24 protein-coding genes and 3 pseudogenes are annotated in these 26,010 nt (G+C 35.4%); 20 read left to right on the top strand and 7 right to left on the bottom strand.

Going from position 1 to position 26,010, the window contains the following annotated elements:
* The first annotated feature begins 136 nt into the window (after positions 1-136).
* Complete coding sequence (locus H1D32_RS05315) at positions 137-703, top strand: glycerophosphodiester phosphodiesterase (protein WP_261177169.1); 567 nt, start codon at positions 137-139, stop codon at positions 701-703.
* 233 nt (positions 704-936) lie between these two features.
* On the opposite strand, the gene H1D32_RS05320 is transcribed toward H1D32_RS05315, so the two are convergent.
* On the bottom strand, positions 937-1,782 hold the full coding sequence (locus tag H1D32_RS05320) for a vanadium-dependent haloperoxidase (RefSeq protein ID WP_261177170.1): 846 nt from the start codon (positions 1,780-1,782) through the stop codon (positions 937-939).
* A gap of 138 nt (positions 1,783-1,920) precedes the next feature.
* Between H1D32_RS05320 and H1D32_RS05325 the strand changes: the two genes are divergently transcribed.
* Entirely contained in the window at positions 1,921-2,637 is a 717-nt protein-coding gene (locus H1D32_RS05325; protein ID WP_261177171.1) for a polyphosphate kinase 2 family protein, read from the top strand.
* Positions 2,638-3,659: 1,022 nt separating this feature from the next.
* Here the strand turns inward: H1D32_RS05325 and H1D32_RS05330 are convergent.
* Complete coding sequence (locus tag H1D32_RS05330; RefSeq protein ID WP_314733367.1) at positions 3,660-3,977, bottom strand: YppG family protein; 318 nt, start codon at positions 3,975-3,977, stop codon at positions 3,660-3,662.
* Positions 3,978-4,204: 227 nt separating this feature from the next.
* On the opposite strand from H1D32_RS05330, the gene H1D32_RS05335 reads away from it, so the two are divergent.
* On the top strand, positions 4,205-4,510 hold the full coding sequence (locus H1D32_RS05335; protein ID WP_261177172.1) for a hypothetical protein: 306 nt from the start codon (positions 4,205-4,207) through the stop codon (positions 4,508-4,510).
* Positions 4,511-4,640: 130 nt separating this feature from the next.
* Here the strand turns inward: H1D32_RS05335 and H1D32_RS05340 are convergent, their stop codons facing one another.
* Positions 4,641-4,745, bottom strand: coding sequence for a YjcZ family sporulation protein (locus H1D32_RS05340; RefSeq protein WP_261177173.1), 105 nt, complete (start codon positions 4,743-4,745; stop codon positions 4,641-4,643).
* A 158-nt stretch (positions 4,746-4,903) separates the two neighbouring features.
* On the opposite strand from H1D32_RS05340, the gene H1D32_RS05345 reads away from it, so the two are divergent.
* From H1D32_RS05345 to H1D32_RS05355, 3 genes are all read left to right on the top strand, one after another.
* The gene (locus tag H1D32_RS05345) at positions 4,904-5,767 is read left to right on the top strand and encodes a site-2 protease family protein (RefSeq protein WP_261177174.1); all 864 of its coding nucleotides are present in this window, start codon (positions 4,904-4,906) and stop codon (positions 5,765-5,767) included.
* Between the two features lie 208 nt (positions 5,768-5,975).
* Positions 5,976-7,070: an SDR family oxidoreductase gene (locus H1D32_RS05350; protein WP_261177175.1), complete on the top strand. Its 1,095-nt coding sequence runs from the start codon at positions 5,976-5,978 to the stop codon at positions 7,068-7,070.
* A gap of 12 nt (positions 7,071-7,082) precedes the next feature.
* Entirely contained in the window at positions 7,083-8,441 is a 1,359-nt protein-coding gene (locus tag H1D32_RS05355) for an aldehyde dehydrogenase (RefSeq protein WP_261177176.1), read from the top strand.
* 199 nt (positions 8,442-8,640) lie between these two features.
* On the opposite strand, the gene H1D32_RS05360 is transcribed toward H1D32_RS05355, so the two are convergent.
* On the bottom strand, positions 8,641-9,465 hold the full coding sequence (locus tag H1D32_RS05360) for a hypothetical protein (protein ID WP_261177177.1): 825 nt from the start codon (positions 9,463-9,465) through the stop codon (positions 8,641-8,643).
* Positions 9,466-9,538: 73 nt separating this feature from the next.
* Positions 9,539-10,363 carry an alpha/beta hydrolase family protein gene (locus tag H1D32_RS05365; protein ID WP_261177180.1) on the bottom strand — a complete coding sequence of 275 codons (825 nt, stop codon included), beginning with the start codon at positions 10,361-10,363 and terminating at the stop codon, positions 9,539-9,541.
* Between the two features lie 305 nt (positions 10,364-10,668).
* On the opposite strand from H1D32_RS05365, the gene H1D32_RS05370 reads away from it, so the two are divergent.
* The 3 genes from H1D32_RS05370 (at position 10,669) to H1D32_RS05380 (ending at position 12,831) form a co-directional block, all read left to right on the top strand.
* Positions 10,669-11,709, top strand: a complete 1,041-nt coding sequence (locus H1D32_RS05370; protein ID WP_261177182.1) for a DUF3231 family protein — start codon at positions 10,669-10,671, stop codon at positions 11,707-11,709.
* 12 nt (positions 11,710-11,721) lie between these two features.
* Complete coding sequence (locus H1D32_RS05375) at positions 11,722-12,183, top strand: hypothetical protein (RefSeq protein ID WP_261177184.1); 462 nt, start codon at positions 11,722-11,724, stop codon at positions 12,181-12,183.
* 429 nt (positions 12,184-12,612) lie between these two features.
* Positions 12,613-12,831, top strand: coding sequence for a P-loop NTPase family protein (locus H1D32_RS05380; RefSeq protein ID WP_261177185.1), 219 nt, complete (start codon positions 12,613-12,615; stop codon positions 12,829-12,831).
* A gap of 200 nt (positions 12,832-13,031) precedes the next feature.
* Here H1D32_RS05380 and H1D32_RS05385 read toward each other — a convergent pair whose 3' ends face one another.
* The gene (locus tag H1D32_RS05385) at positions 13,032-13,454 is read right to left on the bottom strand and encodes a ferritin-like domain-containing protein (RefSeq protein WP_261177186.1); all 423 of its coding nucleotides are present in this window, start codon (positions 13,452-13,454) and stop codon (positions 13,032-13,034) included.
* Positions 13,455-13,762: 308 nt separating this feature from the next.
* Between H1D32_RS05385 and H1D32_RS05390 the strand changes: the two genes are divergently transcribed.
* The 5 genes and pseudogenes from H1D32_RS05390 (at position 13,763) to H1D32_RS05410 (ending at position 18,367) form a co-directional block, all read left to right on the top strand.
* A complete protein-coding gene (locus H1D32_RS05390; RefSeq protein WP_261177187.1) occupies positions 13,763-14,161 on the top strand; it encodes a GntR family transcriptional regulator in 399 nt (132 codons plus the stop codon).
* On the top strand, positions 14,145-15,044 hold the full coding sequence (locus H1D32_RS05395; RefSeq protein WP_261177188.1) for an ABC transporter ATP-binding protein: 900 nt from the start codon (positions 14,145-14,147) through the stop codon (positions 15,042-15,044). Before H1D32_RS05390 ends, H1D32_RS05395 begins: the two co-directional genes overlap by 17 nt.
* Positions 15,019-16,920, top strand: a complete 1,902-nt coding sequence (locus tag H1D32_RS05400) for a multidrug ABC transporter permease (protein WP_261177189.1) — start codon at positions 15,019-15,021, stop codon at positions 16,918-16,920. Before H1D32_RS05395 ends, H1D32_RS05400 begins: the two co-directional genes overlap by 26 nt.
* Before the next feature lie 285 nt (positions 16,921-17,205).
* Positions 17,206-18,152: pseudogene (locus H1D32_RS05405) on the top strand (DMT family transporter).
* A gap of 84 nt (positions 18,153-18,236) precedes the next feature.
* A pseudogene (locus tag H1D32_RS05410) lies at positions 18,237-18,367 on the top strand (DUF4023 domain-containing protein).
* A gap of 59 nt (positions 18,368-18,426) precedes the next feature.
* Here the strand turns inward: H1D32_RS05410 and H1D32_RS05415 are convergent.
* Positions 18,427-18,573: a hypothetical protein gene (locus H1D32_RS05415; RefSeq protein ID WP_261177190.1), complete on the bottom strand. Its 147-nt coding sequence runs from the start codon at positions 18,571-18,573 to the stop codon at positions 18,427-18,429.
* Between the two features lie 251 nt (positions 18,574-18,824).
* Here H1D32_RS05415 and H1D32_RS05420 point away from each other — a divergent pair, with 251 nt between their 5' ends.
* The 6 genes and pseudogenes from H1D32_RS05420 to H1D32_RS05445 all read left to right on the top strand — a co-directional run bounded on the left by H1D32_RS05420 (position 18,825) and on the right by H1D32_RS05445 (position 25,854).
* Positions 18,825-19,337, top strand: coding sequence for an LOG family protein (locus tag H1D32_RS05420; RefSeq protein ID WP_314733349.1), 513 nt, complete (start codon positions 18,825-18,827; stop codon positions 19,335-19,337).
* A gap of 319 nt (positions 19,338-19,656) precedes the next feature.
* Entirely contained in the window at positions 19,657-20,115 is a 459-nt protein-coding gene (locus H1D32_RS05425) for a VOC family protein (RefSeq protein ID WP_261177191.1), read from the top strand.
* A gap of 267 nt (positions 20,116-20,382) precedes the next feature.
* Positions 20,383-22,207 (top strand): annotated as a pseudogene (pepF, locus tag H1D32_RS05430) (oligoendopeptidase F).
* Between the two features lie 330 nt (positions 22,208-22,537).
* Positions 22,538-22,738 (top strand): cold-shock protein, encoded by a 201-nt coding sequence (locus tag H1D32_RS05435; RefSeq protein ID WP_261177192.1) that lies wholly within the window; start codon positions 22,538-22,540, stop codon positions 22,736-22,738.
* Positions 22,739-23,548: 810 nt separating this feature from the next.
* Positions 23,549-24,520, top strand: coding sequence for a sensor histidine kinase (locus tag H1D32_RS05440; protein WP_261177193.1), 972 nt, complete (start codon positions 23,549-23,551; stop codon positions 24,518-24,520).
* 125 nt (positions 24,521-24,645) lie between these two features.
* Positions 24,646-25,854 carry an ATP-binding protein gene (locus H1D32_RS05445; protein WP_261177194.1) on the top strand — a complete coding sequence of 403 codons (1,209 nt, stop codon included), beginning with the start codon at positions 24,646-24,648 and terminating at the stop codon, positions 25,852-25,854.
* Positions 25,855-26,010 lie beyond the last annotated feature (156 nt).

The following is a 26,010-nucleotide window of genomic DNA, read 5'->3' on the forward strand; positions in this document are numbered from 1 at the left end:
TTAAAAGGGTGTCCGCTTAGGGCATCCTTTTGTTTTTTTTGATATGGTTGTTTTTCTTCACTTTGAAAAAGTAAAAAAAAAAAATGAAACCCAAAATATACTGAAGGACATAGGTAGCATGAAGGGTGGGAATTAGATGAATCCAATAATGGCCCATCGGGGGTGGTCAAGTCGCGCACCCGAGAATACGTTAGCTGCAATTCAATTAGTTATTGACGAACCTTGGATTGACTCAGTAGAGATTGATGTCCAACTTACGAAAGATCTGGTACCAGTCGTTATTCATGATTTTAGAGTAGACAGGACTACAAATGGATTGGGCTATGTGCGAGATTTTACTTTGAGTCAATTGCGAACTTTAGACGCAGGGTCATGGTTTGGCTCCCGATATTTAGGTCAGAAGATCCCTACTTTAGAAGAAGTACTCCAGCTTTGCAAAGGAAAAAAACAGTTGAACATAGAGTTAAAAACGAATGATGACATGTACAAGAACTTAGCGGCTATGGTTGTCCAACTTGTTGAAAAGAACCAGATGGCAAGAGAAGTGATGATTACATCTTTTAATCTTGAAGGAATTAGAAAGATTAGTAAGGATAAGACTTCGATAGAAACAGGAATTATTATCAAAGGTGTCCCTTCTTCCCTAAGTCAAAAGCTAAAATATACAGGAGCTAATGTTATTTCTTTATCTTTTATTTTTTAACCAAAAGCCTTGTCGATCACCATCTAAGAGAAGGGAGGCAACTAGTTGCCTGGACTCCAAACACTAGAGAAGAAATTTCTTTTGTAAAACAAATGTCCGATAAAATTGCGATATGTACCAATTATCCAGAACGGGTTTTATAGCATCCACAAATCAAACAAATTAGCTGACAATACTTTTTAGGGCTGTAGCCAAGAAGACGCTTGGCTACAGCCTTAAAAATTAAAAAAACCTTAAAAAAAGAAAAACGAATTTCTCATGTTTGGCTGGCTGTTTGGTGGTGGATAGGGAATGGCTTGTTCCCAAGGAGGTGGTGGTAAAACTGCCTCTTTATTTTCTTTATATGGTGTATCAACAAGGGTTTCGGTTACATCTACGGCTTTTTTCAATTCCTTTACAATATAGTCCCCGATTTGGCGTCCAAGTCGTAAGCCCTCACTATTATCGATTGGAAAGTGAATACATCCATATAGACGGGACATCGCACCCTGCTCGGCAATTTCTCTTAATCTCACTCGTTCACCTGGGAAGAAATAGCTTAGTACAACTTCAGCGCATCCACTCATCGTCGCATGACCAGAAGGATAAGCAGGAAAGTTTGGTGTTGGTACTACAGTTTCAAGAGTAGGGTCTAATTGGTCAGGTCTAGCGATATCAAAAACATATTTTAATTGCCAAGTAATTAGTAAGGCATCGTTGATTGCCGCTTGTGTGGCAGCAAGAATTCTTGCTGCTCTAACGGGACTTACATTATATGTGTCAATTAGACGATCAATTACTGGGGTCCATTGTTTAGTTGGTGGGCCAAAACCATAATATTTGGCAATTTCTCTTTGTTCATCGGTTAAATTTTGCTGAGTGTTTTGTACGGCTATCAGTTCTTTCTCAAAATCAATCAGCTTTGGGTTGCGAATTTTAAAGGAAACGAGCTCTCCATCTAAGTTAGTGAACTGATTAGACCAGTTGCGTTTAAAGAAATGTAGTGGCCAAGAGCCTGCTTGTGGTTCAATAGGTGGTGTTTTACCAGCATTATGTTTTGACCACTTCGGTGTTTTATAGTGTTTGTTAGACTTTTTCATTTAAAGATCTCCTCTTGTTTTTTATATAATTTATGAAGGTTTATGCCTAGAGGTGATGAAACTTTTCATAGAAAGTAAAATGCTATCTATAATTAATCATAAGAGGTTGTTGAAACATTACTAAATAAGGAGGGGTTTATGCTACATTCAATTTCTTTTGAACCGATGTTTGAAAATAAAAAACACTATAAAAAAACGTTAAAAAGGAAACAACTTAGACTACTGGAATTACAAAGGATACTCCATAAAAAAGGAGTATCAACCATCATTCTTTTTGAAGGTTGGGATGCTGCTGGAAAAGGTGGAGTCATTCGTAGATTAACAGAACAACTTGATCCACGGGGGTATACAGTACATTCAATAGCAGCTCCTGATAGCCAGGAAATACAGTATCATTATTTCCATAGATTTTGGAAAGTACTTCCGAGGCGGGGGCAAATGTGTATCTTCGATCGGTCTTGGTATGGGCGAGTCCTAGTCGAGAGGGTGGAAGGGTTTGCTAAAACAAATGAATGGCAGCGAGCGTTTGATGAGATAAATGCAATTGAAAAAATGTTAATCAATGATAGGCAACTTTTGTTAAAGTTTTGGATTCATATTACGAAAGAAGAGCAATTAAAACGTTTTGAAGAAAGGCAAAGAAATCCGTTTAAACAGTGGAAGTTAACCGATGAGGATTGGAGAAATCGGGAAAAGTGGGATCAGTATGAGGAAGCAGTGATCGAGATGGTTGAGAAAACAAATACTAAAAAAGCACCATGGCAACTGGTTGGAGGAAATGATAAATGGACTGCAAGAGTACAAATCATTGATTTTGTCATTCAAGCAATGGAACGAGAGATATTTACTCCTTAAATCTAATACTCTTACCATCAGATTTCTATTTTTATACTACTAACAGAAAAAATCGTTTTCTTCCTCATTAGCCTTGACAAATTTATTGTGTTGAAAAACACGTACTAAAACTATAAAATTACTCGGAATTTAATTCATAGTAATATAGTTAGTTTTGAAAATGCGTTTATACGAAATATTAACCATATTCTATGAGACTTATTTTATGCTTTATTTTGTAATTTAGTTTAGGGGAAATCCCTATTTATAGGTGTTTGAGTGAATTTCATTTTAGATTTTTGATTTTGAGACAACAGTTTAAAAGGGAGACAAAACATTCTCTACAAACAAAATAATAAGGAAAGTTGATAACTTTTTACCTTAGAATAGGGATTAATTCAAACCTTACTTGTATGAATTTAGTGAAGTTCTTTCTAAATAGTTGTTGCTTATAGGTTTGTGCGTTGGTTTACGCATGGATGTTATCTTGTAAAATTGTAACACTATTAAGGAGAAAAGAACTGAAAATAGAACAAAAAATAAATTTGCATAAGACAATCCATCCCTTCCATACTTTATAGTAAAAGCTTTTTCGTATAGTTTCCTACTCTAGGAATTTCCGTTTCAAGATACCATTTCTATAAGTTAAAACAATTTGCGAAGAGAGCATAATAGAATAACTCAGCGAGGTGTTTGCATGTTAAAGGGTATGGATTGGCAAATGATCGCCTTTGTTGGTGTTTAACTTTTTCAAGATTATTTCACATGTCTTCAATTACCGAAAGTTTATTATTTGGAACAACAGTTTTCCGACCATGATGACACAAAAAAAATCGCATAATTTCTTCTGGACAGCGTCTAGATAAAGTAGGAGCTGTTCTTTTGTTTTTCTTAATCAGTCGCTTAATTTGAGAGTAGTACCTTACCAGTTCTCCTGCGGTTGTCATGAAGAGTTAGAAAATAACTGTGGGCTAAGAGACAAATGATTTTGTCTCTAAAAGCTCACAGTTATTTTTCTTAAGAAGGGCGATAATGAAAACAAATTACTTGAAAAATCCGCTTACCATTTTCACCATAGGACTCACCTGATTTACTAATCCCATGACGGTCTGCACGCCTCCACCAATTTTTTGAAAGTCTAGTTGCCCTTGATCATTCCTAAACATAGATAGTTTCTGTTGCGGGTTTGGAATTGGATGTTGTTGTGGAAAGAAGGCTTGTTGTTGCTGTCTATAATAGTTTGGAGGAATAGAAGGGTGTTGACCTTGAAAATTCATTTGTCTAGGTCCTCCCAAAAACCCTCTTCTTTCGGGGTAACCTTGTTGTGGTATCTGATATTGCTGATACATTGGTTGGTTCATACCTCGTCTCTGCGGGAACAAAACATCACTCCCCCTTTCTACAATACTAATAACTACTTACTTCCAACTATTCTAGCCTATGAAAAAAAGAGGAAGTGGCACGGTTAATAACTATAAAAGCAAAAACATAGTTCTTCTAGTTATCAGCCTTTTTCAAAAAAAGATAGAATTTGTACAATCAAAAAACAACCTCATAAATAGAATATTTAGGAAAGGGAGGTTTTTGGATGAGTAATTATCAGCTTTGTTGCCAATATAAAGGCAAGGTTGTTCATATCTATGAGAAAAGTGGAAAAGTACACTACGGTAAAATTGTAGAAGTTGATAGAGAGTATGTGTGGATTGAACCCTCAGTAACTAGAAGTCCAAGAGGCTTCGGTTATGGATATCCAGGCTATGGTGGACCGGGGTATGCCTACGGTGGTTATGGAGCTTATGGTGGAGGATATGGAATTGGGAGAAATCCTTACTTTGTTCCAGTAGCATTAGCTGCAATCGGTGGTTTTGCATTAGGAGCTGCGTTTTTCTGGTAAAATTTTTGGAACTGTCTCATTTACGAGGCAGTTCCATTTTTTTGTGAAAGTGAAAACCCTAGGCTAAGCCTAGGGTTTTCACTTTACAAAAAAAAGAGCACGTCAATTGCTGACGTGCTCCATCTTCAAATTAGTATAACCAAGAAGCTCCGATAATCACCAGTAAGATAAATAATACTAAGATTAGCGCGAAGCCTCCAGCGTAACCTGTTCCTGTAGTAGCACATCCAGTCATTAAGAAAACCTCCTTTAATTATTAGGTACAATTTAACTTATGCATCTAGAATAAAAAGGTTAATGCTAGCCTCTAAAATAGGCTGTTATCTAGGTATGTATTGGCCAAGCATGGCATAAAATTTAGAGAAGTTTTGCAATAATAAATGGAGGTTAGAGATGGAAAATACACTAATTTTGTTCGGTATTGCTCTTTTAGTTTCCGTTTTCATTCATGAGTTTGGTCATTTTGCTGCATTTCGTTTGTTTGGTGGTAGAGTTGAGGAGTTAGCGCTCGGTTTTGGTCCTACGTTGTTCAAAAAAGGGATCGGTCAGAGTAAGTTTTCAATTCGGCTTTTCCCATTAGGTGGGTACGTCCAACCGAATGAAAGTGATTTTAATCGTTACAATTATTATCAGAAGTTGATCTTTTTCTCAGCAGGAATTTTCATGAATTTTGTCTTATACAATGTAAGTTTCGGATTCGCTAGTATGAGTAATGGGAAGAGCTTTATCAACGGTTTAGTACTCGCTACAGATGGTCTCATTTACATAGTGGCCAATATAGGTGAAGTTTTCAGATCGTTAAGGATCGATCTTTTGTTCGGTAGTCAAGGAAGTGTAGAGTCTCAAATGCAAATCGTTCAGGAACTTGGGAATAATGTTGATTTTTGGATGATGGTTGCGGTCATCAATATTACGCTAATCATTCTTAATAGTTTACCTATTCCATCATTGGATGGAGGGAGAATTGTTGTTACTACTATAGAACATGTTCTACTAAAGATCGGAGTTGCTAAGGAGAAAATTGAACGAGTGACAAATCCGATCTATTATTTCTCTTGGATTTTGTTAATGGGGATTATTGCGTTGCAAATCCTCTCTGCAAATACGTTTCAATTTATTGAAGATGTTAAGGCTTTGCGTGTTGCTTACGGAATGAACAATCTAGAAGTTTTTCTTTGGACCAGTTTATGTGTCGTCTTTTTCATTAATATTTATATCTTTATTAGTAATCGCTTAGATAAAATAAGACGAGCATAACGCTAAAAGAGGCTGTAAATTGACAGCCTCTTTTAGCGTTATCAAGAGGAACTACCGACAACCTATTGCTAACAGTAAATCCTTAAACAATATAGCATGACTAGGTTTAAATACTTTCTTTTAGTCTCGAATTTAGTGAATTTCTTGATTTTACCACTATATAAGCTATGATAAACATAATAACTATTTTAATAGGAGTGAGTTGTGTATGAATACGTACTTTTTTACTGGTTTTCCTGGATTTCTTGCGACGTCGCTTGTAAAAAAAATAATAGCCGAAAAAGACGATATTTCTCATTTCTATTTACTAGTACTACCAGAGTTTCAGAACAGAGCAAAAATAGAAGTAAATAGAATAGTAGCAGAAGCAAAACTTAGCGCCGACCATTTTACAATTATCCCGGGTGACATTACGAAACCAAATTTAAAGCTTCCCTTTTCTATGGTTCAAAAGCTTCAAGAAGAAGTGACTCATATTTTTCATCTAGCGGCGATTTATGACTTAGCTGTTCCAAAAGAACTGGCGTACGACGTAAATGTTCTAGGTACGAAAAATATCAATGATTGGATCCTTACTTTAAAAAATGTGAAGCGCTATGTTTATTTTAGTACAGCGTATGTATCAGGAAAGCGGGAAGGCTTAATATTAGAGACGGATTTAGACATGCAGCAGCAGTTTAAAAATCATTATGAATCGACTAAGTTTGAAGCTGAAAAACTAGTTCATCAAGTGATTGATCAAGTTGCAACAACAATTATTAGACCAGGAATTGTGAAGGGGCATTCGAAAACAGGTGAAACACTTAAGTTCGATGGTCCGTATTTTGTCTTAAATTTTTTCGATCGATTAAAATGGTTACCGAGAATTCCTTATCTTGGTGAAGGTGAGGTTGAAGGGAATTTCGTACCAGTTGACTATGTCATTAATGCAACGGTGTATTTAGGACATAAAGATATAGGAATAGGCAAAACTTATCATTTAACTGATCCAAATCCGTATAGCATGCGGCAAGTGTATCAAATGTTAATGAGTGAATACCTAGGGAAAAATCCTTTTGGGACTATCCCATTATCTTTAGCTAGAGTATTTTTATCAATACCTTATTTGCGAAAGTGGACAAGGGTAGAAAAGGAATCTCTAGACTACTTTCAGTGCCAGACAAAGTATGACTGTACCCATGCACAAGCAGATTTGAAAGACTCTGGAATTGTTTGCCCTGATTTGAGAGAGACTGTTGGGGCTATGGTTGAATTCTACAAAAAACATAAATCTGACGAAGATAAACAGATAAAGATAGTCTAAGGGGGCATGTCAATGGAGAACTATCAGTCACTAGTTGAGAAGCAAAGAGCATATTTTCAGATTGGTAAGACGAAAGAAGTAACATACCGCATTAAAGCTTTAGAAAAACTTCGGCAGGCAATCCGTAACTATGAAGCGGAATTCATGAAAGCCTTAAATGATGATTTAAATAAAACAGAATTTGATGCTTATGCTACGGAGATTGGCTTTGTCCTACATGAAATTCGTTTTGTTCTAAAGCATCTTCGGTCATGGACGAAACCGCACAAGGTAAAGACTCCAATGACACATCTAGGCTCGACAAGCATGATTTATCCTGAACCGTACGGAGTTGCTTTGATAGTCGCTCCTTGGAACTATCCGTTTCAGCTTGCAGTTGCGCCGCTAATCGGTGCAATTGCCGCTGGAAACTGTGCTATATTAAAGCCCTCAGAGCTCACCCCAAAAACGTCGGCACTTCTTGCTAGGCTAGTGAAAGAAACATTCTCGGAAGAGTATATTTCAGTAGTAGAAGGAGGGATAGAGACTAGTCAGGCTCTATTACGAGAACAGTTCGATTACATCTTTTTTACAGGAAGTGTTCCGGTTGGGAAGGTGATTATGGAGGCTGCAGCCAAGAAATTAACTCCCGTTACGTTAGAACTTGGTGGGAAAAGTCCATGCATTGTAACAGAGGATGCGAACTTAAAGATAGCAGCAAAGCGAATTGCTTGGGGGAAATTTATGAATTCGGGACAGACTTGTATTGCCCCGGACTATTTATATGTACATATAAATGTGAAAGAACGGTTTTTAACACTTTTAAAGGAAGCTATTGATGATATGTTTGGTCAGGAGAATACATTTACGAAGATCGTGAGTGAAAGACACTTTCTCCGTTTAAAAGAATTTTTACTTGATGGAACCATTTATACAGGTGGAGAAACGAATCAGCAGTCTTTAATGATTAAGCCTACGGTTCTCACAAATATTACTTGGGACGATCGCGTGATGGAGGACGAAATCTTTGGTCCGATTTTACCTGTTCTTGAATTCGAAGAAATAGAGGAAGTCATTCGACAAATTCAACAAAAACCAAATCCATTAGCGCTTTATATTTTTTCTGAAAATCAAGAAAAGCAACAAAGAGTGATTAACAACATTTCATTTGGTGGTGGTTGTATTAATGATACGGTATACCACATCACTTCACCATATTTACCATTTGGTGGTGTCGGAAGTAGTGGTATTGGTGCCTACCACGGAAAAGGAAGCTTTGACACCTTTTCTCATGAAAAAAGTGTCTTAAAACAAACGACGAAGTTTGATATCCCATTTAGGTATCCGAATGTAAAAGACGGGTTAAAGAAAATTAAAATGTTTTTGAAATGATTTCTGGATGGCTACATTTATCTCTGTTTTTCCTTATCGAAATCACAGGCATTCAAGTACATTTACCAATAGGTGTAAAAGAGCCATAGAGACAATTTCATTTGTCTTCTATGGCTCTTTTACGAAAGGTTGTTTTCCAAAAGTTTTTTTATCGTTACATATAGGACGTATGCCACTAATAACTGGATTATATAATTTATTAGTCGTTCCGATTACCATAGATTAGCTTTCGTAATCCTTTTGCTACAAAGAGCATGGTAATGTGTAAAACTAGCTCAAGCATAATTGGCAGATTGGACTTAAGGATGCGAGATCTTTTTAAGAAAAAATCTAACAATATACGTAGAGAGAGAATTTTGATGAAGTTATGTTTTTCAATCATACAAGTGGTAAAGAAAGCTACGATGATTGTATAGATCGGTGCAAGAATGAAATGCTCACGCCAAGAGTGAAAAAATCCTAAGCCGAATCTTAGCTTTCTAAATACGGCCAAGATAAATAAAAAAGTGCTATTTAGAACAACCAGTGCTTTAAATACTGAAATAAAAAGCACTATCGGGGTTTTCTTTTGCAAATGTTTGTCCCAAAAATCACTAAGAGTAAAATATAAAGGGATAAGGGTTGCAGTGAAGGTTGTTCGCCACCAATTTGTATTAAAAATTCCTAAAAAGATAAAGAACTTTTCTATAAGGGTAAAATAAAGTCCAAATAAGAGCTTTACTTTCCAACCAAGTTTGAAACTGGTAATAAAAAGAGCTGTTATTGGAACAAAGATCGCTTGGGAAAATATTGCACCTAAAAGATTATCGAAATTTTTATTTTTTAACAACTTAGGTTTGTAGATGTACGATTGAAAAAGGTTAAAAACAATGTACTCAAATAGGTAAGCCATCCCGATATTTGACAGTAATAAGCTGACAAGTCGTTTACGATCCTTCCCTTTAGATAAAGTATAGATTAGCATACTAATATGAATGAAGGATAACACAATAAACGGATATTGATTTTTTTTTCGTTTAAACATGATAACCACAATCCAATCCTAAAAGAAGAATATGGGTAGTATTTGTTTATACATAAAACTTATAACTGTTTTATTAATATTTATCTTCAATCCATGAAAACATTTTTCTTATTGCATCATGATGTACATCAAAAGGTAAATGGTGCCCGTAACCTTCATAAAGATGAATCGTCGTCTTTTTGGAGTATAGGTTTAGTTGTTCATACATGTTTACCCCATGACTAACATCTACTTGACTATCAGTAGTTCCATGAATGATTAGTACTGGACAGTTGATATCTTTGGCAAATTCGATCGGGGAACGCAAGTGATAAGCAAGTGGCAATTTGTTGGGAGAACCACCGATGACACGTTTTAGCATTCTTCTTAAATCAATTCGTTCCTCGTATGTTTGTCGTAAACAAGATACTCCGCCCCAAAGGACAAGTCTATGAATAGAAGGCATCACGATTGAGGTTAATGTTGCGTTAATCGCTCCGCGTGAAAAACCCATGATAGAGATTTTCTTTTTATCGACAAATGAAAATGATTCGAGTAAGCGAAAGGCCGAGTGAACATCCTCCGTGTCAGCACCACCAAATTCGTCACGACCTTCTCCCCCTTCATGTCCACGGTAACAGGGGGCAAATACGATGTACCCTTGTTTAGCGAAAGCTTCTACCCAGCTAGGTTTCACCCTGCCAATCCGACCGATTCCACCACGGCAATAAATAAAGGCTGGCCACTTTCCTTCTCCAAGTAATACACGGTTTGAAACGATGGAAGAAGCGACTTCTTCTACTGGTAAATCGTTGAAAAGTTCTGTAATTTCCTGTTTTGTCACGTGGATTTCATTGGGGAAGCCTAAATACCCTTTTACGTTTAGTCCATCGGCCATATATGATACTTTGTAAATCATTTATTAACTCCTTAGAAATAATTGGTTGTATTTTGTTACAGACTATAAATGAATGGTAAACAACTAATCGATCGGTACATTTTTAAATGCATTTTTATAAATTCATTCATAATTCATGATTCCCTTTTAAGTTCATGTAGATTGATATAACTTGATTAAGCTAATTTGGAAATTCACTTCTTTAAATACTACATTTTTTTTATTAGGGAAGTCAAAAGCTAATGCTTTTAACTTCCAAATATTGTATAAAATTCAGACGGTTAGTAGATGATATATCTGTGATATTAAGTGTGGGAGGTTGAAGAATGGCTTCACTCAAAGAACACCAACAACATAAACGACTAACTGCAGCTGAACAAGGGGATTTGTTTGCGAATTATCTTGGTGATTCGATGCATTGCGTAGTATTTGAGCATTTTTATGAAGTAGTTGAAGACCAAGAGATCAAAGAATATATCTCTTATGTAAAATCACTTGCAGAGCAACATCTAATAGCGATTGAACAGCTTTATCGAAAAGAAAACATCCCTATTCCTGTTGGTTTTGGTGAAGAGGATCTGCATCGTAATGCACCAAAGCTTCTTAGTGATGTATTTATGGCTATATATATTACGCAAATGGCAAAAGCTGGACTAGCAATGTATAGTGAGGCTTTGTCAATGGCTACGCGTCAAGATGTCATTGAGTATTTTAAGAGCAACTTACATAGCTGTGTCGAAACATATGAAAGGGGGTTACAACTCCTTTTAAACAAGGGGGTTAGTGTTGAAATTCCAACAATTCCTTATCCGAAAGAGGTTCAATTTGCGACAAAAGAATCATTTGTAGCGATGCTTACAATAAATAAGCGCCCGTTAACTGCACTGGAAGTGAAATATTTACTTGCGAATATTAATAACAATATTTTAGGTAAGGCACTCATGTTAGCATATAGTCAAGTCACGACTTCTCAGGAACTTGAAGCTTATTTTCGAAAAGGAGTAGAAGTAGCCGATGAACAAATTCGAAAATTAGGAGAATATTTAATGGTTGAGAATATTCCTACACCTAAATTGCTAGATGCAGATATTACTGACTCAGTTAGCCCACCGTTTTCTGATAAACTTCTTTTATTTCACACTGGCTTTTCGAATGCGTATGGGATACAAAATTACGGGACTGCACTATCGAAAATATTGCGTCACGATCTTGCAGCTACGTTTGCCCTATTAACAGCTAAAATTTCCAAATACGCAAATGGTGGTTTGGAACTTATGATTAAAAATGGATGGTTAGAGGAACCGCCTACTTGTCCAAACCGAAAAGGGCTGTCTAACTCAACTGCTCCTAAAGTAGAAACTGATTAAGGAGCGTATTTTATGGAAGAGGTTAATAAGAAATTAAACTATGAGACTTTACTATGGAGCATTGCTCTCCCAGGTTTTGGACAATTCATTAATAAGAAAATTGTGAAAGGGATTGTCTTAGTTTTTTTTGAAGTTCTTATTAATGTAATGAGTAACTTTAATTTAGCAATTGTAGAATCTTTCAATGGAAATATCCACAATGCCATCGAAATAACAAACTATCAATGGTTAATGTTTTACCCTTGTTTTTACATGTATTCATTATGGGATGCATTTCGTGATTCCAATGAAAATCTTAAGCCATATCTCTATCTTCCGTTTGCATTCGGTGCGTATTTTGTTACTGTTGGCCTAATATATTCTACGAAAATTACCATATTCGGTGTTTTATTAGGTCCGGTATTTTTGCCAATGCTATTTTTAATACCGGGTTTAATAAGTGGCTTTGTGATTAGAAGGATTATTCTCCGTTAAATATTAATGAAAAATACAAACTTTTGTTTTACGATCTTTGCTTTTTTTAACAGATATAAAACTAGTAGTATTCTCAGCATCCCCTTCACCTCCATATAGGTTATGTTTTAGGGAGGTTATCCAATTCATAAACTTTGTTAATTATCACTTCTAATAATAGTAATTGTAAAAATTAACCTGATCTGCTATAACTTTTACAAAATAAATCCAAAAAGAGTAAGGAGTTAGCCAATGCATAACTAGTTCTTAGCTATTCATAAAATTGCACATTGTTTAAAGTAACGCATTTCAAAAAACGTAGGAAATGTGTCTTATTTACTATGCAGTTAGCTTTAGGCTACCAAATTATCTCCTTTAAACCTGCAACAAGCTAAGAACACAATCTTAACGCATGTCTTAAAAAGCGCGCACCGCTGCGTAATTGCCAGGTTGTTATTAAATAATTACGATTTATTAATTTTAGATGAGCCAACAAATCATTTAGATTTACACGCCAGAGAACAGTTGGAAAATGCTTTATTGCAATATGACCGAACGTTGCTCCTAATTACCGATGACCGTTATTTACTTGAGCGTAGTTGTGATCGCCTCTTAGTTTTTAAAGATGAAACGATTAAAAGACTAGAATATGGTTCAGAGAATATATGAATAGGGAACGGACGCCCAAAATTATAGATATAGAACAGAAACTACTATTAGAAAACGAACTCGCTTATGTACTAGCTGAATTGAGCAATTTTGAACCAGGGGATGAAGAATATATAAGGCGTGAAACAGCTTCAAACTCTATTAGAAAGAAAAAAACGGATGAATTAAGAAGAGAGCCGCTTGGATTCAAGCGGCTTCTTCTAATGCAGATAACTGTTTAACAAATAAGTGTGTTTTCTGTCATGATCAAGTATTTCCTCAATCATCTCTTTGCTTATCGGATCTAAATCACCTTTCACAATTTCCTCTGATTTTTCTATACCCATGGCTTCTCCTTTTAAAGCTCCATGAATTAACCCTTCAGTTGTATCAGGTAAATTTAATTGATTTAGATAACCTACAATTGATCCCATCGGTCCTTCATCGTCGACTGGAGTGCCGCCGAGGTTTTGAATTCGCTCTGCTACTACAAGCGCATGCTGTTTGTGTTCCTGTTGAATCTTTTGGAATTCCTTTTTTATTTTGGGATCCTTTAGTTTTTGGATGTAATGTTCATACGAATGAATTCCCATATACTGCCCCTTTAAAAACTCATTCAATTCTTTAACCACACTGTCGCTCATTATATCACCACCTTTTCAATTATTTTTTGTAATCCTCCAATGTCCTATCCAAAATTATTTATTTAAGGCTGTTATATAAACTATGTTGCTTTTATGTCGCAACCAAGCATTCTCTTGGTTGGACATAAAAGCTAATAGCAACAATCTTAAAAGTGCGTAATTTAAAGCTTTAACAGTGCTAATTGATCCATGAAAAGTCTTGCTAAAATTCCTAAAAACGTTATAATATAAACTGTACTACATAATATAATACAGATAATACACAAATCATTTATAGATAAACATACCTAGTGGAAAGGAGGAAAACGATGTTTCAATTAGACCTACGAAGCAGAGTTCCAATTTATGAGCAGCTAGTTGAAAAGATGAAGGAGCTTATTATTCATGAAGTGTTTCAAAAGGATGAGCAGCTCCCATCAGTGAGAGCGTTAGCTGCTGACCTAACAATTAACCCAAATACTATACAAAAGGCGTACCGAGAATTAGAACATCAAGGCTATATTTATTCGATCCCTGGTAAGGGCAAATTTGTCTCGCCACAAGCGGATGCTACCAATAATGAAAAGGTGAAGAAGATGAAAAAAGACTTAATTAAGCTGATTTCGGAAGCTTTATATTTAGGGATAGGAAAAGATGAGATTTTAACATTAATTACTGAGGCTGAACAAAGTGTGAAAGGAGGCGAAAGTAGTGATTCAAGTTCATAAGATTAGAAAAGAATTTGAGGGGATAGAAGCAATAAAAGGCTTGACTCTTACAATTGAGAAAGGTTCGATCTATGGTTTGCTTGGTTCAAATGGGGCGGGGAAAACGACACTATTAAAAATGATCGGTGGAATTTACAAGCAAGATTCTGGTGAGTTATTTGTCGATGGGCAGTCTGTATTTGAAAATGTAAAGATTAAAGGCAAAACAATTGTGCTAACTGACTCACTCTACTTTTTCCCACAATCAACAGTAAGGCAAATGGCTTCTTTTTACCAGAGTATTTACCCTCAGTGGAATGAAGAGCGCTTCATAGAGCTTAGCAAAGTTTTTCCAATCCAAATGAATAAAAAAATTCATCGTATGTCTAAAGGGATGCAGCGCCAAGTAGCATTTTGGTTATCATTATCAACAATGCCAGAAATACTTATTTTGGATGAACCATTTGATGGTCTTGATGCGGTAATGAGACAAAAGGTGAAGAACTTACTTGTACAAGATGTGGCTGAACGGGAAATGACGATTTTAATTTCCTCTCATAACCTACGAGAAGTTGAAGATCTCTGTGACCATATTGGAATTTTACATGAAGGTGAAATGCTGATTGAAAAGGATTTAGATGATTTGAAATCAGATGTTCATAAGATCCAAGTTGCCTTTAAAGGCGAACTGCCAGTAGCATTTCTAAAAGGTATGGAAGTACTTTATAAAGAAGAACGGGGAAGCGTGCGAATGTATATAGTAAGAGGTAGGGAAGAGGAAGTCTCGTCCCATGTACTTGCAAATAAACCTGTATTATTCGACATACTCCCACTTACATTAGAGGAAATTTTTATTTATGAAATGAGGGATGTTGGCTATGCAATTGAAAACGTACTTGTTTAATCGCGGAATTTTTACGCAAAGTGTCCGCAATGTTGGTTGGATAGGCATCGCCTACGTTTTGTGTTTATGGTTCGCATTACCCTTACAAATTTTGATGATTTCTAGCAATCAGAAAGAATACAAGCTCCATTATGCCTTTGTTTCGGAGAACCTATTTAGATTTTCTGATCCTTTTCAAATTTTTATGATTTTTATTGTTCCAGTATTGCTTGCAATTTTCTTATTTCGTTACATGCAGGTGAAATTATCTTCGGACTATATTCATAGTTTACCGATAAAACGGAGTGCACTTTTCCATCAAAATTTGCTAATTGGAATCATAATGCTAGTTGTTCCTGTATTGATTACTGGATTTAGCTTACTTATTTTAAGTAGTTTTGTAGAGGCTCCAACTTTACTAAACTTAACAGTTATTGGACAGTGGGCTGGACAAACAATCCTGCTAAGTCTTTTTGTATTTATGGCTGCTGTTTTTGTGGGGATGTTTACAGGGAGTTCGGTGCTTCAAGGCTCCTTAACCTATATTCTGTTTATTATGCCAGCAGGGATGACTGTCCTATTTTTTATGAATGTTAAGTACTTCTTGCACGGATTTGCTACAGATTACTATCTAAGTAATCAAATGTCCAATATAGTTCCATATATAAAAGCTGCTGAACTAGGAAATACATCTTTAACGATGTCTGAGGTTGTGGCGTTCATACTCGTGACAATTGTCTTCTACATGATTGCACTTTTTGCTTATAGTAGAAGAAAAGTTGAGTCAGCCACACATGCAATTGCATTTCGGCCATTGCAACCTGTGTTTTTATATGGTGTGACAGTATGTTCCATGCTTTTGGGTGGTATGTATTTTGGAGAAACACAAGGAACAATGGGATGGAGAATTTTCGGTTATATCGTAACATCAATTATTGGCTATTTTGTTGCTCTAATGATCTTAGAAAAGTCATGGCGAGTACTAACAAAATGGCGAGGTTATAGTATTTTTACAGCGTTTATGATCATTCTGGCGCTACTAATTAAACTAGATGTAACAGGTTATGAAAATCGTATTCCAAATGCTGATAACATTGAGCGTGTCTATATGGCAGATAGTATTTATATGCTTGAAGATCGACATTCTTTTGAAGAGGTTAATCAGCAATACCAGGAACAATATTATTACAAGGAAGCAGAGAATATTGAAAACATCTTGAACCTTCATAAGCAGATTGTAGAAAGTCAAGGGCGGTTTGATTATTCATCAGGATTTTATCGTCGTGCCTATTTTGTTTATGAACTTGAAAATGGTAAAAAGCTTGTAAGGCAGTACCGGGTGCCAGAAACGTTCTATTCAGAACCGAATGAGTACTATAGTAAAGTTCTAGAGTCTCATGAGCACAAATGGAATGCGAATGTCGCCTTACGAATTACCGACTCGAATTTGATTAATAAAATAACCATCACTCCTAACCGGGGAATGAAACAATTGACAATCTTCAAGCGTGAGGATATAGAAAGCTTCCATCAGACATTTCAAAAAGAATTAAAAGAAACTTCGAATGAGGATTTACGACTTAACAATGGTACCTGGGGGACAATTGAGTATTTAATGAAGGGCAATCAGTGGCTCTACTCAGATTGGAAGAAAATCCATGAAGAAGTTGAAGCTTGGTTAATAGATCGGGACTTATTGAAACAAGCTCGCCTAACAGCAGAAGAGGTTGAATTTGCTGTTGTTATTAAGAAGGATAGAGAGTATCTATATGAATACAATTATAGTGTCGATTTTAACGAGTTTGCAAATAGAACAGATGCAATTCGTATTGATCGTGCTAATGAAATTGAAGCTGTCTTAAAGGTTCGGCATGGGATGACAGTGGTGAATTCGTAGTAGCTTATTATACGGGTAAAAATAATCATGAACCTTTTTTTGAATCAATTCGTCTCATTCATGCTCCAGAATTCCTCAAAGAAAAGTTTCAGTAAGAAAAAATACCTGCTGCCTTGAGGGGCCAGGTATTTTTGACGATTAATACTAAAAAAATATGGTAGTATGTGAGTAGATTTCATAATAGAATTAACCGAGCTATATCAATCTTAGTAACGACAATAATGGAATGATGTAATTTATTAATGTACATTGAGTATAATTTTTCAGTAAAGGAACTGACTAAAGTTGACAATAGAAAGATTTTTTACGAACAAGTACGGTATTATTCTAGCAGCAGTTATTTGTACAGCATTATGGGGGAGTGCCTTTCCGGTCATTAAACTTAGCTATGAAGCATTGCAATTCAACAGGGGGAAATTGCTCAGCAGGTACTTTTTGCAGGGTATCGCTTTTTTCTGGCAGCATTGTTGCTGTTTTTAGTTATGATTAGTTTCAACAGAAAGAAGGTACGATATCAAAAAGGTTCGATAAGACCTTTGTTAAACATTGGTTTTTTTCAAACATTTTTTCAATACGTATTATTTTATATTGGTCTAAGTTATAGCACAGGTATTCAAGGAGCGATCATTGCCGGTACAATTTCATTTTTTCAAATTATCCTGGCGCATTTTATGTATCAAAACGATAAAATTTCGATCCGTAAAACCGTAGGTCTTTTCGTTGGATTTACTGGTGTCATCCTTGTGAATATCACAAGAGGAACATTTGAATTCCAGTTTGGACTTGGAGAATTATGTTTAACAGTTGCAATGATTTCTTGTGCTTATGGAAATATCTTGGCCCGAAATGGTTCGGCTAAAATGCCTGTTCTTTATTTAACCGCATATCAAATGTTATTAGGCTCATTAGGGCTTCTTTTCGTAGGTGTACTATTCGCAGGGTGGCTACCTTTCCAATTTACTCCATACTCATTAGGTTTATTGCTATATCTAGCTTTTTTATCATCACTGGGCTTTGTGATTTGGAATAACATAATGAAATATAACCACGTTGGTCAAGTTTCTATGTACTTATTCTTAATACCTGTCTTTGGGGTATTCCTATCATCATTTTTGTTAAATGAGGTTATTCATTTCTTTGTAATCATTGGTTTAATGTTTGTAACAACAGGAATTATTATTGTTAATCGAAAAAAGGTGGAAACGCCTTATCGGACAAAGCAAGTTAGTTAGTCATACTTTTGCTATGCATGGTTTAAAGCTTACTGGTTAAAGTAATTAGGAAGTAACTTTAATAACCAAGGAGGACACAAACGAATGGTGAACATCGATAGCACACATGAATTTGTGGAAAAGCTACACGAAAAACAGGAAAAGCAGAAAAAAATAAGAAACGTCAAGGAAATGGGTATCCAAGTAAAAAACTTCCTAATAACGGACAACATTAAAAATGAAAAGATCGCCGCTTTGGCGATCTTTTATTATGGAAAGTTTACTCTTAATTGGGTTAAATAAATCCATTATGTTTAATGTCGTTAAGCGATTCTTGCATTTTCATATGGTGGACAATGGTCATGGCAATAATAATAAAGCTCAAGGAAGCAGATAGTATAGTGCTACTAATTAACAATCGTTTTAATCCATAGTTGAACATAATAATCACCACTTTTTTTCTTTTATTATGCTACAAGTCGACTAAAAATATTTAAAATAGGAGTGTATTTCAAAATTACCTTAGCTAAATCAACTATCGTTAATAGTGAAAATAAAGAATGATAAGCCGTTAATTTTAATCAATTTATAAAAGGCTTATAATGTATTAGAAATACCGAATGAAGAAAAGGGGAATTTTATGAAACGTATTGCTGTTTTTTGTGGTTCTAGTACAGGTTTGATCCGGTTTATATGGAAGCATCCAGAAAATTAGGTAAGACACTAGCTAGTGAAGGGATTGAACTAATATACGGTGGAGCTCAGGTTGGTTGTATGGGTGCTATTGCTGATGCTGTTATTGAAAATGGCGGAAAAGCAATTGGAATTATTCCGAAAAAACTAATGAGAGTAGAAATTGCTCACGGAAGTTTAACTGAACTTCATATAGTTGAAACGATGCATGAACGAAAAGCGATGATGGCAGAGCTTGCAGATGGTTTTATTGCAATGCCTGGAGGGTCAGGAACATTAGAAGAGTGGTTTGAGGTACTAACATGGGCCCAAATCGGTTATCACCAAAAACCGTGCAGTCTATTGAACGTTAATAACTATTACACGCCACTTCTAAGTTTATTTGATCACATGATTGAGCAAGGCTTTGTCCGAGAGGAATACCGACAACTAATTCTCATGGAAAGCGACCCAGATAAAATAGTTCAGAAGCTACAAAATTTTAAACCAACATACATACATAACTGGGATTAGGAAGCAATGTATTACTTTCTCAACAAAAACTATTTTATTTTCTAGTGCAATTGCATTATGACTATAGTAAAGCTTAGCTCTTCACGGTATAACCTGAAGTTTGTAAACTAAATGAGGCGGGGGGACAAATGAATTTGTCCCCCCGCCTCATTTAATACGATCAAACAAGGAATTAATAGAAAAGTGAGTAGTGTAATTTGTTAAAATTAATTATTTGAAAATTTAAAATATAAGTGGTAAAAATAATATATAGCTATTTTCATTTTACGTTGCGATCCTTTGAAAAACAAAAATAACGAGGTGAAGGTGGGATCCATTCATGAAAAATGCATGTTTATATGAAGCACATGTTCAAACGACAGATCTAGAGGAAGCGATAAAGTTTTACCAAAGTATTGATCTTGTTTTAGCTTATGTAATTTCAGATCGCGTAGCTTTTTTTTGGTTAGGTGAGAGCAAGAAAAAAGAACAAATGCTAGGAGTATGGCAGGTTACTTCAGATCAATTTAAACAATCACATTTCGCCTTGCATCTACCTTATGCCCAATTTATGAATGTACCAAATTTTTTATCAGACAAAGGGATACATCTTGTACCAAGTTTTGGTTTAGACACTAGTGAACCAATCGTTCACGCTTGGATGCCAGCTGCAAGTTATTATTTTGAGGACAAAGATGGGAACTCATTGGAATATATAACAGTTTTAGAAGGTGAACCGATCCCTGAGTTAGGAGCTGTTCACTTGAGTGCCTGGCAGGAGGCAAATAAAAAGAGGTAAATAGTAAGTTAGGGATTACTTAAAACACTTTTTTCTATCTGTGGAGTAGCCTCTGCTGTTGCTAGAATTTTCGGATGCTTTATAAAAACGAGCTATAGAGACAAATTCCATTATCTCTATAGCTCGTTTATTTCTTATAAACGATTCAAACAGGCTATAAGCATCCGTTTATCATAGAGTATTTTAAGGAGTTGAAATTATTAATTTTTTTAATATTTTGTCATTATATCCATTTTAAGCTATAATTAATAATTAGAGTTGCGAAATATATATAGTAGAGGAGTACTTAGCTATGGCGAAAAAACATTACGAAGTGAAGTTCCAGTTGAATTAACATGGAACCTTGAAGACCTCTTTGAGTCAAAGGAGGCGTGGGAAAAAGAGCTTGCAGCAGTTCAAGCTGATTTACCTACAGTTACTCAGTTTAAAGGAAAGCTTAAAGACCGAGCAAGCGTTTTAGTTGACTGCTTACATGCTCAAGAAAGCCTTTATCAAAGAGTGATTCGAGTTGCTACATACGCAAGATTACGGCAGACGGAAGATGGAACAAATTCAGAGCATCAGGGAAATGCGGCTCGTACAGGAGCAATGTTAGCAACTGTTGATGCGGCTCTGACATTTGTTGACTCAGAAATCTTAACCTTGCCAAATGGAACAATTGAACGATACTTAGAGGAAGAAGCAGGTTTAGCTGATTTCCGGAAGAGCCTTGAAGAGTTACTCGAAAAAAGCCTCACCAATTAAGTCCAGAAACAGAAGAAACACTAGCTGCTTTAGGTCAAGTCTTGTCTTCACCTTATATGACTTACGAGATAAGCAAATCGTCTGATATGGATTTTGCTTCATTTAATGATGAACAGGGAAATGAATTACCACTAACGTTTGCTCTGTTTGAAGATCGTTATGAATTATCAGCAAATACCGCTGTGCGTAGGAACTCTTACGAAGCATTCACGAAAACGTTAAATCAGTATAAGAATACCTTTGCGGCTACATATTCAACAGAAATTAAAAAGCAAACCGTTTTAGCGCGTCAGCGTAAATATGAGAGTGTTACTCATATGCTTTTACAACCACATCAAGTTACATTGGAAATGTATAATAACCAATTAGATATTATTCAAATGAATTGGCTCCACATATGCGTAGGTTTGCACAGTTAAAGAAACGTGTACTAGGATTAGATAAAATGATGTTCTGTGATTTAAAAGCACCCCTTGATCCTGAATTTAATCCTGCGACAACATATGAAGAGGCTTCTTCAACAATTCTGAAGTCCTTAGAGGTAATGGGTCCAGAATATCACAGCGTAATGAAAAAAGCTTTAACTGAAAGATGGGTAGATCTGGCTGAAAATGTGGGCAAAGCAACAGGGGCATTTTGTTCTAGCCCTTATGGAGTTCATCCATACATTTTAATTACTTGGACAGATACAATGCGAGGAGCATTTATACTGACACATGAACTAGGTCATGCAGGTCATTTTTATTATGCTGGAGGCAATCAACGTCTGACAAACACCCGTCCGTCGCTGTATTTTATTGAGGCACCATCAACGATTAACGAACTGTTATTAAGTCAGCACCTTTTAAAAACAACAGAAGATACACGCATGAAACGTTGGGTCTTACTACAATCATTAGGCACCTATTACCATAACTTTGTTACACATTTGCTTGAAGGAGAATTGCAACGGAGAGTTTATGCCTTAGCCGAAGCTGGAAAACCAATTACAGCAGTTACACTTAGTGAGCAAAAAAAGGAGCTTTTAGAGAACTTCTGGGGTGACACTGTAGAAATCGACGAAGGAGCAGCTTTGACTTGGATGCGTCAGCCACATTATTATATGGGTCTTTATCCTTACACCTATTCTGCAGGTCTAACAGCTTCTACAGCTGTAGCTGAACTTATTAAAGAAGAAGGACAGCCTGCCGTGGACCGTTGGATTGAGGTATTAAAAGCGGGTGGAACAATGAGACCTTTAGACTTAATGAAGCATGCAGGTGTGGATATGTCTACACCAGATCCAATCCGAAAAGCCGTAGCTTACGTAGGCTCACTCATTGATCAACTTGAAAAAAGTTATGAATAACTAAGCATAGCGAAGAGGCTAACTGGATAAGTTAGTCTCTTTTTTAAAAAGGCTGTTTTCCCAAAGTTTGTTACTTGAGTAAATACTAAGATTTCACTACTTATTTAGTAAGTAGTGATCTTTTCTAACTCAATTTATTGAATGATATCTTCATCTAATGAATTTTTCCGATTATTTTAGGTTAGAAAGTAACAATGTTTTAGAAAAGAACTTTTAAAAAAACGAAAATAAATTTAAAGCTAAGTTTAAAAAAAATGATAACTGGATATAATAACAGAGCAAGATAATTTGCAATTTCATGTATTTGTTACATGCTAGGAGGAAACAAGAATGGAACATGGTAAAGTAAAATGGTTCAACAGTGAGAAAGGCTTCGGGTTCATTGAGCGAGAAGGTGGAGATGACGTATTCGTTCACTTCTCAGCTATTCAAGGCGAAGGTTACAAATCATTAGATGAAGGTCAAGAAGTGACTTTTGACATCGAAAATGGTCAACGTGGTCCACAAGCGACTAACGTTCGTAAAGCATAAAATATGAACCAGAACAGACTCTAGCATTAGAGTCTGTTTTATTTTTTAAGGCGTATAATGATTAAGCGTTTCGTAACCATTGTGGCTTTACCCGTAATTCTACGTTAAAAAACTTCAACTGATAGAAGAGATGCCCGAGCGACCTTATTATTTGTTGTCATTATTCCCTATTTTAAAGATTGTTGCTATTAGCTTTTAGGTCGTAACCAAGCGAATGCTTGGTTCTTCACGATTTGCGTGAAGCTTTTGAGAATAAATAAGCCATTGGGACAAATAAATTTGTCCCAAAAAGCTTATTTATTCTCAAAAGACGACCTAATAGGACAAGTTTACGAAAATATCCTTAATAAATCATGAGGTTTCTAACCTCTCTGAAAAATATTTATTTTTTTCATATTTTATTGTAACTTTTTTAGAAAAAAAGCGTTCAAATAAAATATGGAATAAATTGGTGGTAGAGTTTCAAGGTGGACAAACCTACCGTTAGTGGACTTTTAGATTAGAATAGGAGATGAAATTTTTGCAGCTTCTTTTATTAAATCTACTATTTTATTACTTTTGATTTTTATCTATATTCTTTTTCTTCATGAACGAAAGATAGAAAGAGCACATCGCAAATTATTCATTGGACTTTTTGCATTTTTAGCAATAATAATCTGTAAACAGTTTCAAACACCAATTTTCTTTGGTTGGATTTTTGAATGGAAGTACATACCATTTCTACTTGGATCGATGTATGGAGGACGAAAAGTTGCTGCTTCATTATTCAGTTGGATAACCATTTTAAACATTTATTCTGGAAGCGAACATATGGTCAGTAGCTTAATCATTAGTTCAATCATGCTATTAACAATTTTATTTCTGCTTCTGCCATATTATCATCAGCAATCAAAGCTAAAGAAAGTTATATTATTAATGGTTGCTCCAATTTTCTTCTCAGGAATAACGATTATCTTTAATATTAGTGTAATGACGGATATCTTGGAAAACTTTGGGTTGTTTTTCATGTTTGGTCTAGTAGAAGCAATATCAGTTGGGTTGATTGTTTTCATTATTGAGTTTATTAGAGAAAGTACAATAATAAAGGAAGAGTATTTTGAGTCTGATAAACTACGTGTTGTAAGCGAACTAGCAGCCAGCGTTTCACATGAAGTGAAAAATCCGTTGACTGTAACAAGAGGGTTTATTCAACTACTTCATGATCCTAAGTTAGATGCTAATAAAAAAGCTGAATTCCTACAATTGTCATTACAGGAGCTTGATCGGGCACAGGAAATTATTACAGATTACCTTAATCTTGCTAAGCCATCGTCTATAGTTGAAGGACAAACTCATAATCTAAATTTAGAAATAGAGTATATTGCTAAAGTAATGAAACCACTTGCCTTATTGCAGGGGGTCGAAATAGTTACAATAGCTAAGAATGAGTGCTTCATTAGTGGTGACTGTCAGAAATTAAGACAATGCCTGATTAATATTGTAAAAAACGGGATCGAAGCCATGGTAAATGGTGGGGTTCTGACCATTCAACTATTCTTAACGACAGATGAAATAGTGATCTCCATTCATGACACAGGGGTAGGGATGTCAAAAAAACAAATCGAATCATTAGGTACCGCTTTTCAAACAACGAAAGAACACGGAACAGGTCTTGGCTTAATGGTTGTTAATAATATTGTGAGAATTATGGGAGGTAGCATTGAAATAGAAAGTATTGAAGGAAAGGGAACAATTTTTAAGTTGTTTTTTCCACAAGCTAGGCAGCATAAAGATAAAAAGTGACGAAACAAATAAAAAAATATCTAGATTCTGTAAAAATATGATATAATTATTTGAAAAATCAAACATTTAGGTGATCCATGATAAATCTATTATTAAATGTGCTTATTATTTTGGTTTGTATTTTTATGTATTATATCTTTCTACTAAATCCCTCAATGGAAAAAAAATACCGAGAGCTTTTTATTAGTTTATTATCGCTGGTTGCAATGATCCTCTGTATGGTGTTTCCATATTACGATGCGAATGGGACAATCTATGATTTAAGGATTATACCCTTTTTACTAGGCGGTCTATACGGGGGAAGAAAAGTTGCCTTAACCTTATTTATTGGATTAGTACTGACACGATTTTTTATTGGTTATAATCTCGGTTTTTATGTAACTTTTATACAAGCACTAATTACTTTAGCTTTTGTATATTATTTTAGTTCAATCTTTCATCAAAGTAAGTTTTCAAAAAAGATTGTTGTTTCACTTGGATTTATCTTCGTAATCTGGGGACTAAACGTTATTATTTATTGGATGATACATACTAATGATCTGCAGGAAAAAGAACTGATGTTAACTAGTTTAGTTAACCATATCCTTGTAACCGTCTTAACCTTTGTCTTAGTTCTTTACATTATTGAATACATTTTGCAGATGTTACGATTTAAAAAAGAGATTAGTGGTGCTGAGAAATTACGTGTTGTCAGTCAATTAGCCGCAAGTGTTTCTCATGAAGTACGTAATCCATTAACTGTAACAAGAGGATTTTTACAGTTACTAAAAGATGATTCAATCGATGATCAAAAACGGAAGGAATACTTAGACTTATCTCTACAAGAATTAGATCGGGCGCAAACCATCATTACTGACTACTTAACGTATGCAAAGCCAAGTGATGAGAATAAGCCAGAAAACCTAACCATCGCAACAGAAATAGCTTACTTAGTTCAAGTAATGACACCGTACGCTTTAATGCAAGGGGTGGAAATTCTCATTTCGAATATAAGTGGTGGATTTGTTATAGGAGATAGACAAAAGTTCCGCCAAAGTTTAATTAATATTGTAAAAAATGGGATTGAAGCGATGCCTAATGGTGGTATATTAGAAATTGGAACTAGTAACATCAATAAAGATATTGTAATCTCAATAAAAGATACTGGGATTGGGATGTCACAAGAGCAAATACAAAAAATAGGTACTCCTTTTCTAACGACTAAAAAAACCGGAACAGGTCTAGGGACGATGGTTGCCTATAACCTTATTAGGGAGATGGGTGGAAAGGTAAAAGTAAAAAGTAGACGTGGCACCGGAACGGAATTTGTGCTAGTTTTCCCTAATGTAAAATAAGAGGTTGTCCCAAAAGTGTCTGACACCACGCGGATCCTACTAAATATAGACGTGCGGATATATTATATGTCTATATTCGGTACCTAGCGGTGTCTGACACTTTTTTTGGGACAGCCTCTTCATGATTATTAAAGAATCTAATTCGAAAGTATGCTT

The sequence above is a fragment of the Anaerobacillus sp. CMMVII genome (genome assembly GCF_025377685.1).
Classification (GTDB): domain Bacteria; phylum Bacillota; class Bacilli; order Bacillales; family Anaerobacillaceae; genus Anaerobacillus.

Coding starts and splice junctions, on each gene's coding strand:
- H1D32_RS05315 (WP_261177169.1), top strand. CDS start 137: ATGAATCCAATAATGGCCCATCGGGGGTGGTCAAGTCGCGCACCCGAG.
- H1D32_RS05320 (WP_261177170.1), bottom strand. CDS start 1,782: ATGAAAAAGTCTAACAAACACTATAAAACACCGAAGTGGTCAAAACAT.
- H1D32_RS05325 (WP_261177171.1), top strand. CDS start 1,921: ATGCTACATTCAATTTCTTTTGAACCGATGTTTGAAAATAAAAAACAC.
- H1D32_RS05330 (WP_314733367.1), bottom strand. CDS start 3,977: ATGAACCAACCAATGTATCAGCAATATCAGATACCACAACAAGGTTAC.
- H1D32_RS05335 (WP_261177172.1), top strand. CDS start 4,205: ATGAGTAATTATCAGCTTTGTTGCCAATATAAAGGCAAGGTTGTTCAT.
- H1D32_RS05340 (WP_261177173.1), bottom strand. CDS start 4,745: ATGACTGGATGTGCTACTACAGGAACAGGTTACGCTGGAGGCTTCGCG.
- H1D32_RS05345 (WP_261177174.1), top strand. CDS start 4,904: ATGGAAAATACACTAATTTTGTTCGGTATTGCTCTTTTAGTTTCCGTT.
- H1D32_RS05350 (WP_261177175.1), top strand. CDS start 5,976: ATGAATACGTACTTTTTTACTGGTTTTCCTGGATTTCTTGCGACGTCG.
- H1D32_RS05355 (WP_261177176.1), top strand. CDS start 7,083: ATGGAGAACTATCAGTCACTAGTTGAGAAGCAAAGAGCATATTTTCAG.
- H1D32_RS05360 (WP_261177177.1), bottom strand. CDS start 9,465: ATGTTTAAACGAAAAAAAAATCAATATCCGTTTATTGTGTTATCCTTC.
- H1D32_RS05365 (WP_261177180.1), bottom strand. CDS start 10,363: ATGATTTACAAAGTATCATATATGGCCGATGGACTAAACGTAAAAGGG.
- H1D32_RS05370 (WP_261177182.1), top strand. CDS start 10,669: ATGGCTTCACTCAAAGAACACCAACAACATAAACGACTAACTGCAGCT.
- H1D32_RS05375 (WP_261177184.1), top strand. CDS start 11,722: ATGGAAGAGGTTAATAAGAAATTAAACTATGAGACTTTACTATGGAGC.
- H1D32_RS05385 (WP_261177186.1), bottom strand. CDS start 13,454: ATGAGCGACAGTGTGGTTAAAGAATTGAATGAGTTTTTAAAGGGGCAG.
- H1D32_RS05390 (WP_261177187.1), top strand. CDS start 13,763: ATGTTTCAATTAGACCTACGAAGCAGAGTTCCAATTTATGAGCAGCTA.
- H1D32_RS05400 (WP_261177189.1), top strand. CDS start 15,019: ATGCAATTGAAAACGTACTTGTTTAATCGCGGAATTTTTACGCAAAGT.
- H1D32_RS05415 (WP_261177190.1), bottom strand. CDS start 18,573: ATGTTCAACTATGGATTAAAACGATTGTTAATTAGTAGCACTATACTA.
- H1D32_RS05420 (WP_314733349.1), top strand. CDS start 18,825: ATGGAAGCATCCAGAAAATTAGGTAAGACACTAGCTAGTGAAGGGATT.
- H1D32_RS05425 (WP_261177191.1), top strand. CDS start 19,657: ATGAAAAATGCATGTTTATATGAAGCACATGTTCAAACGACAGATCTA.
- H1D32_RS05435 (WP_261177192.1), top strand. CDS start 22,538: ATGGAACATGGTAAAGTAAAATGGTTCAACAGTGAGAAAGGCTTCGGG.
- H1D32_RS05440 (WP_261177193.1), top strand. CDS start 23,549: ATGGTCAGTAGCTTAATCATTAGTTCAATCATGCTATTAACAATTTTA.
- H1D32_RS05445 (WP_261177194.1), top strand. CDS start 24,646: ATGTATTATATCTTTCTACTAAATCCCTCAATGGAAAAAAAATACCGA.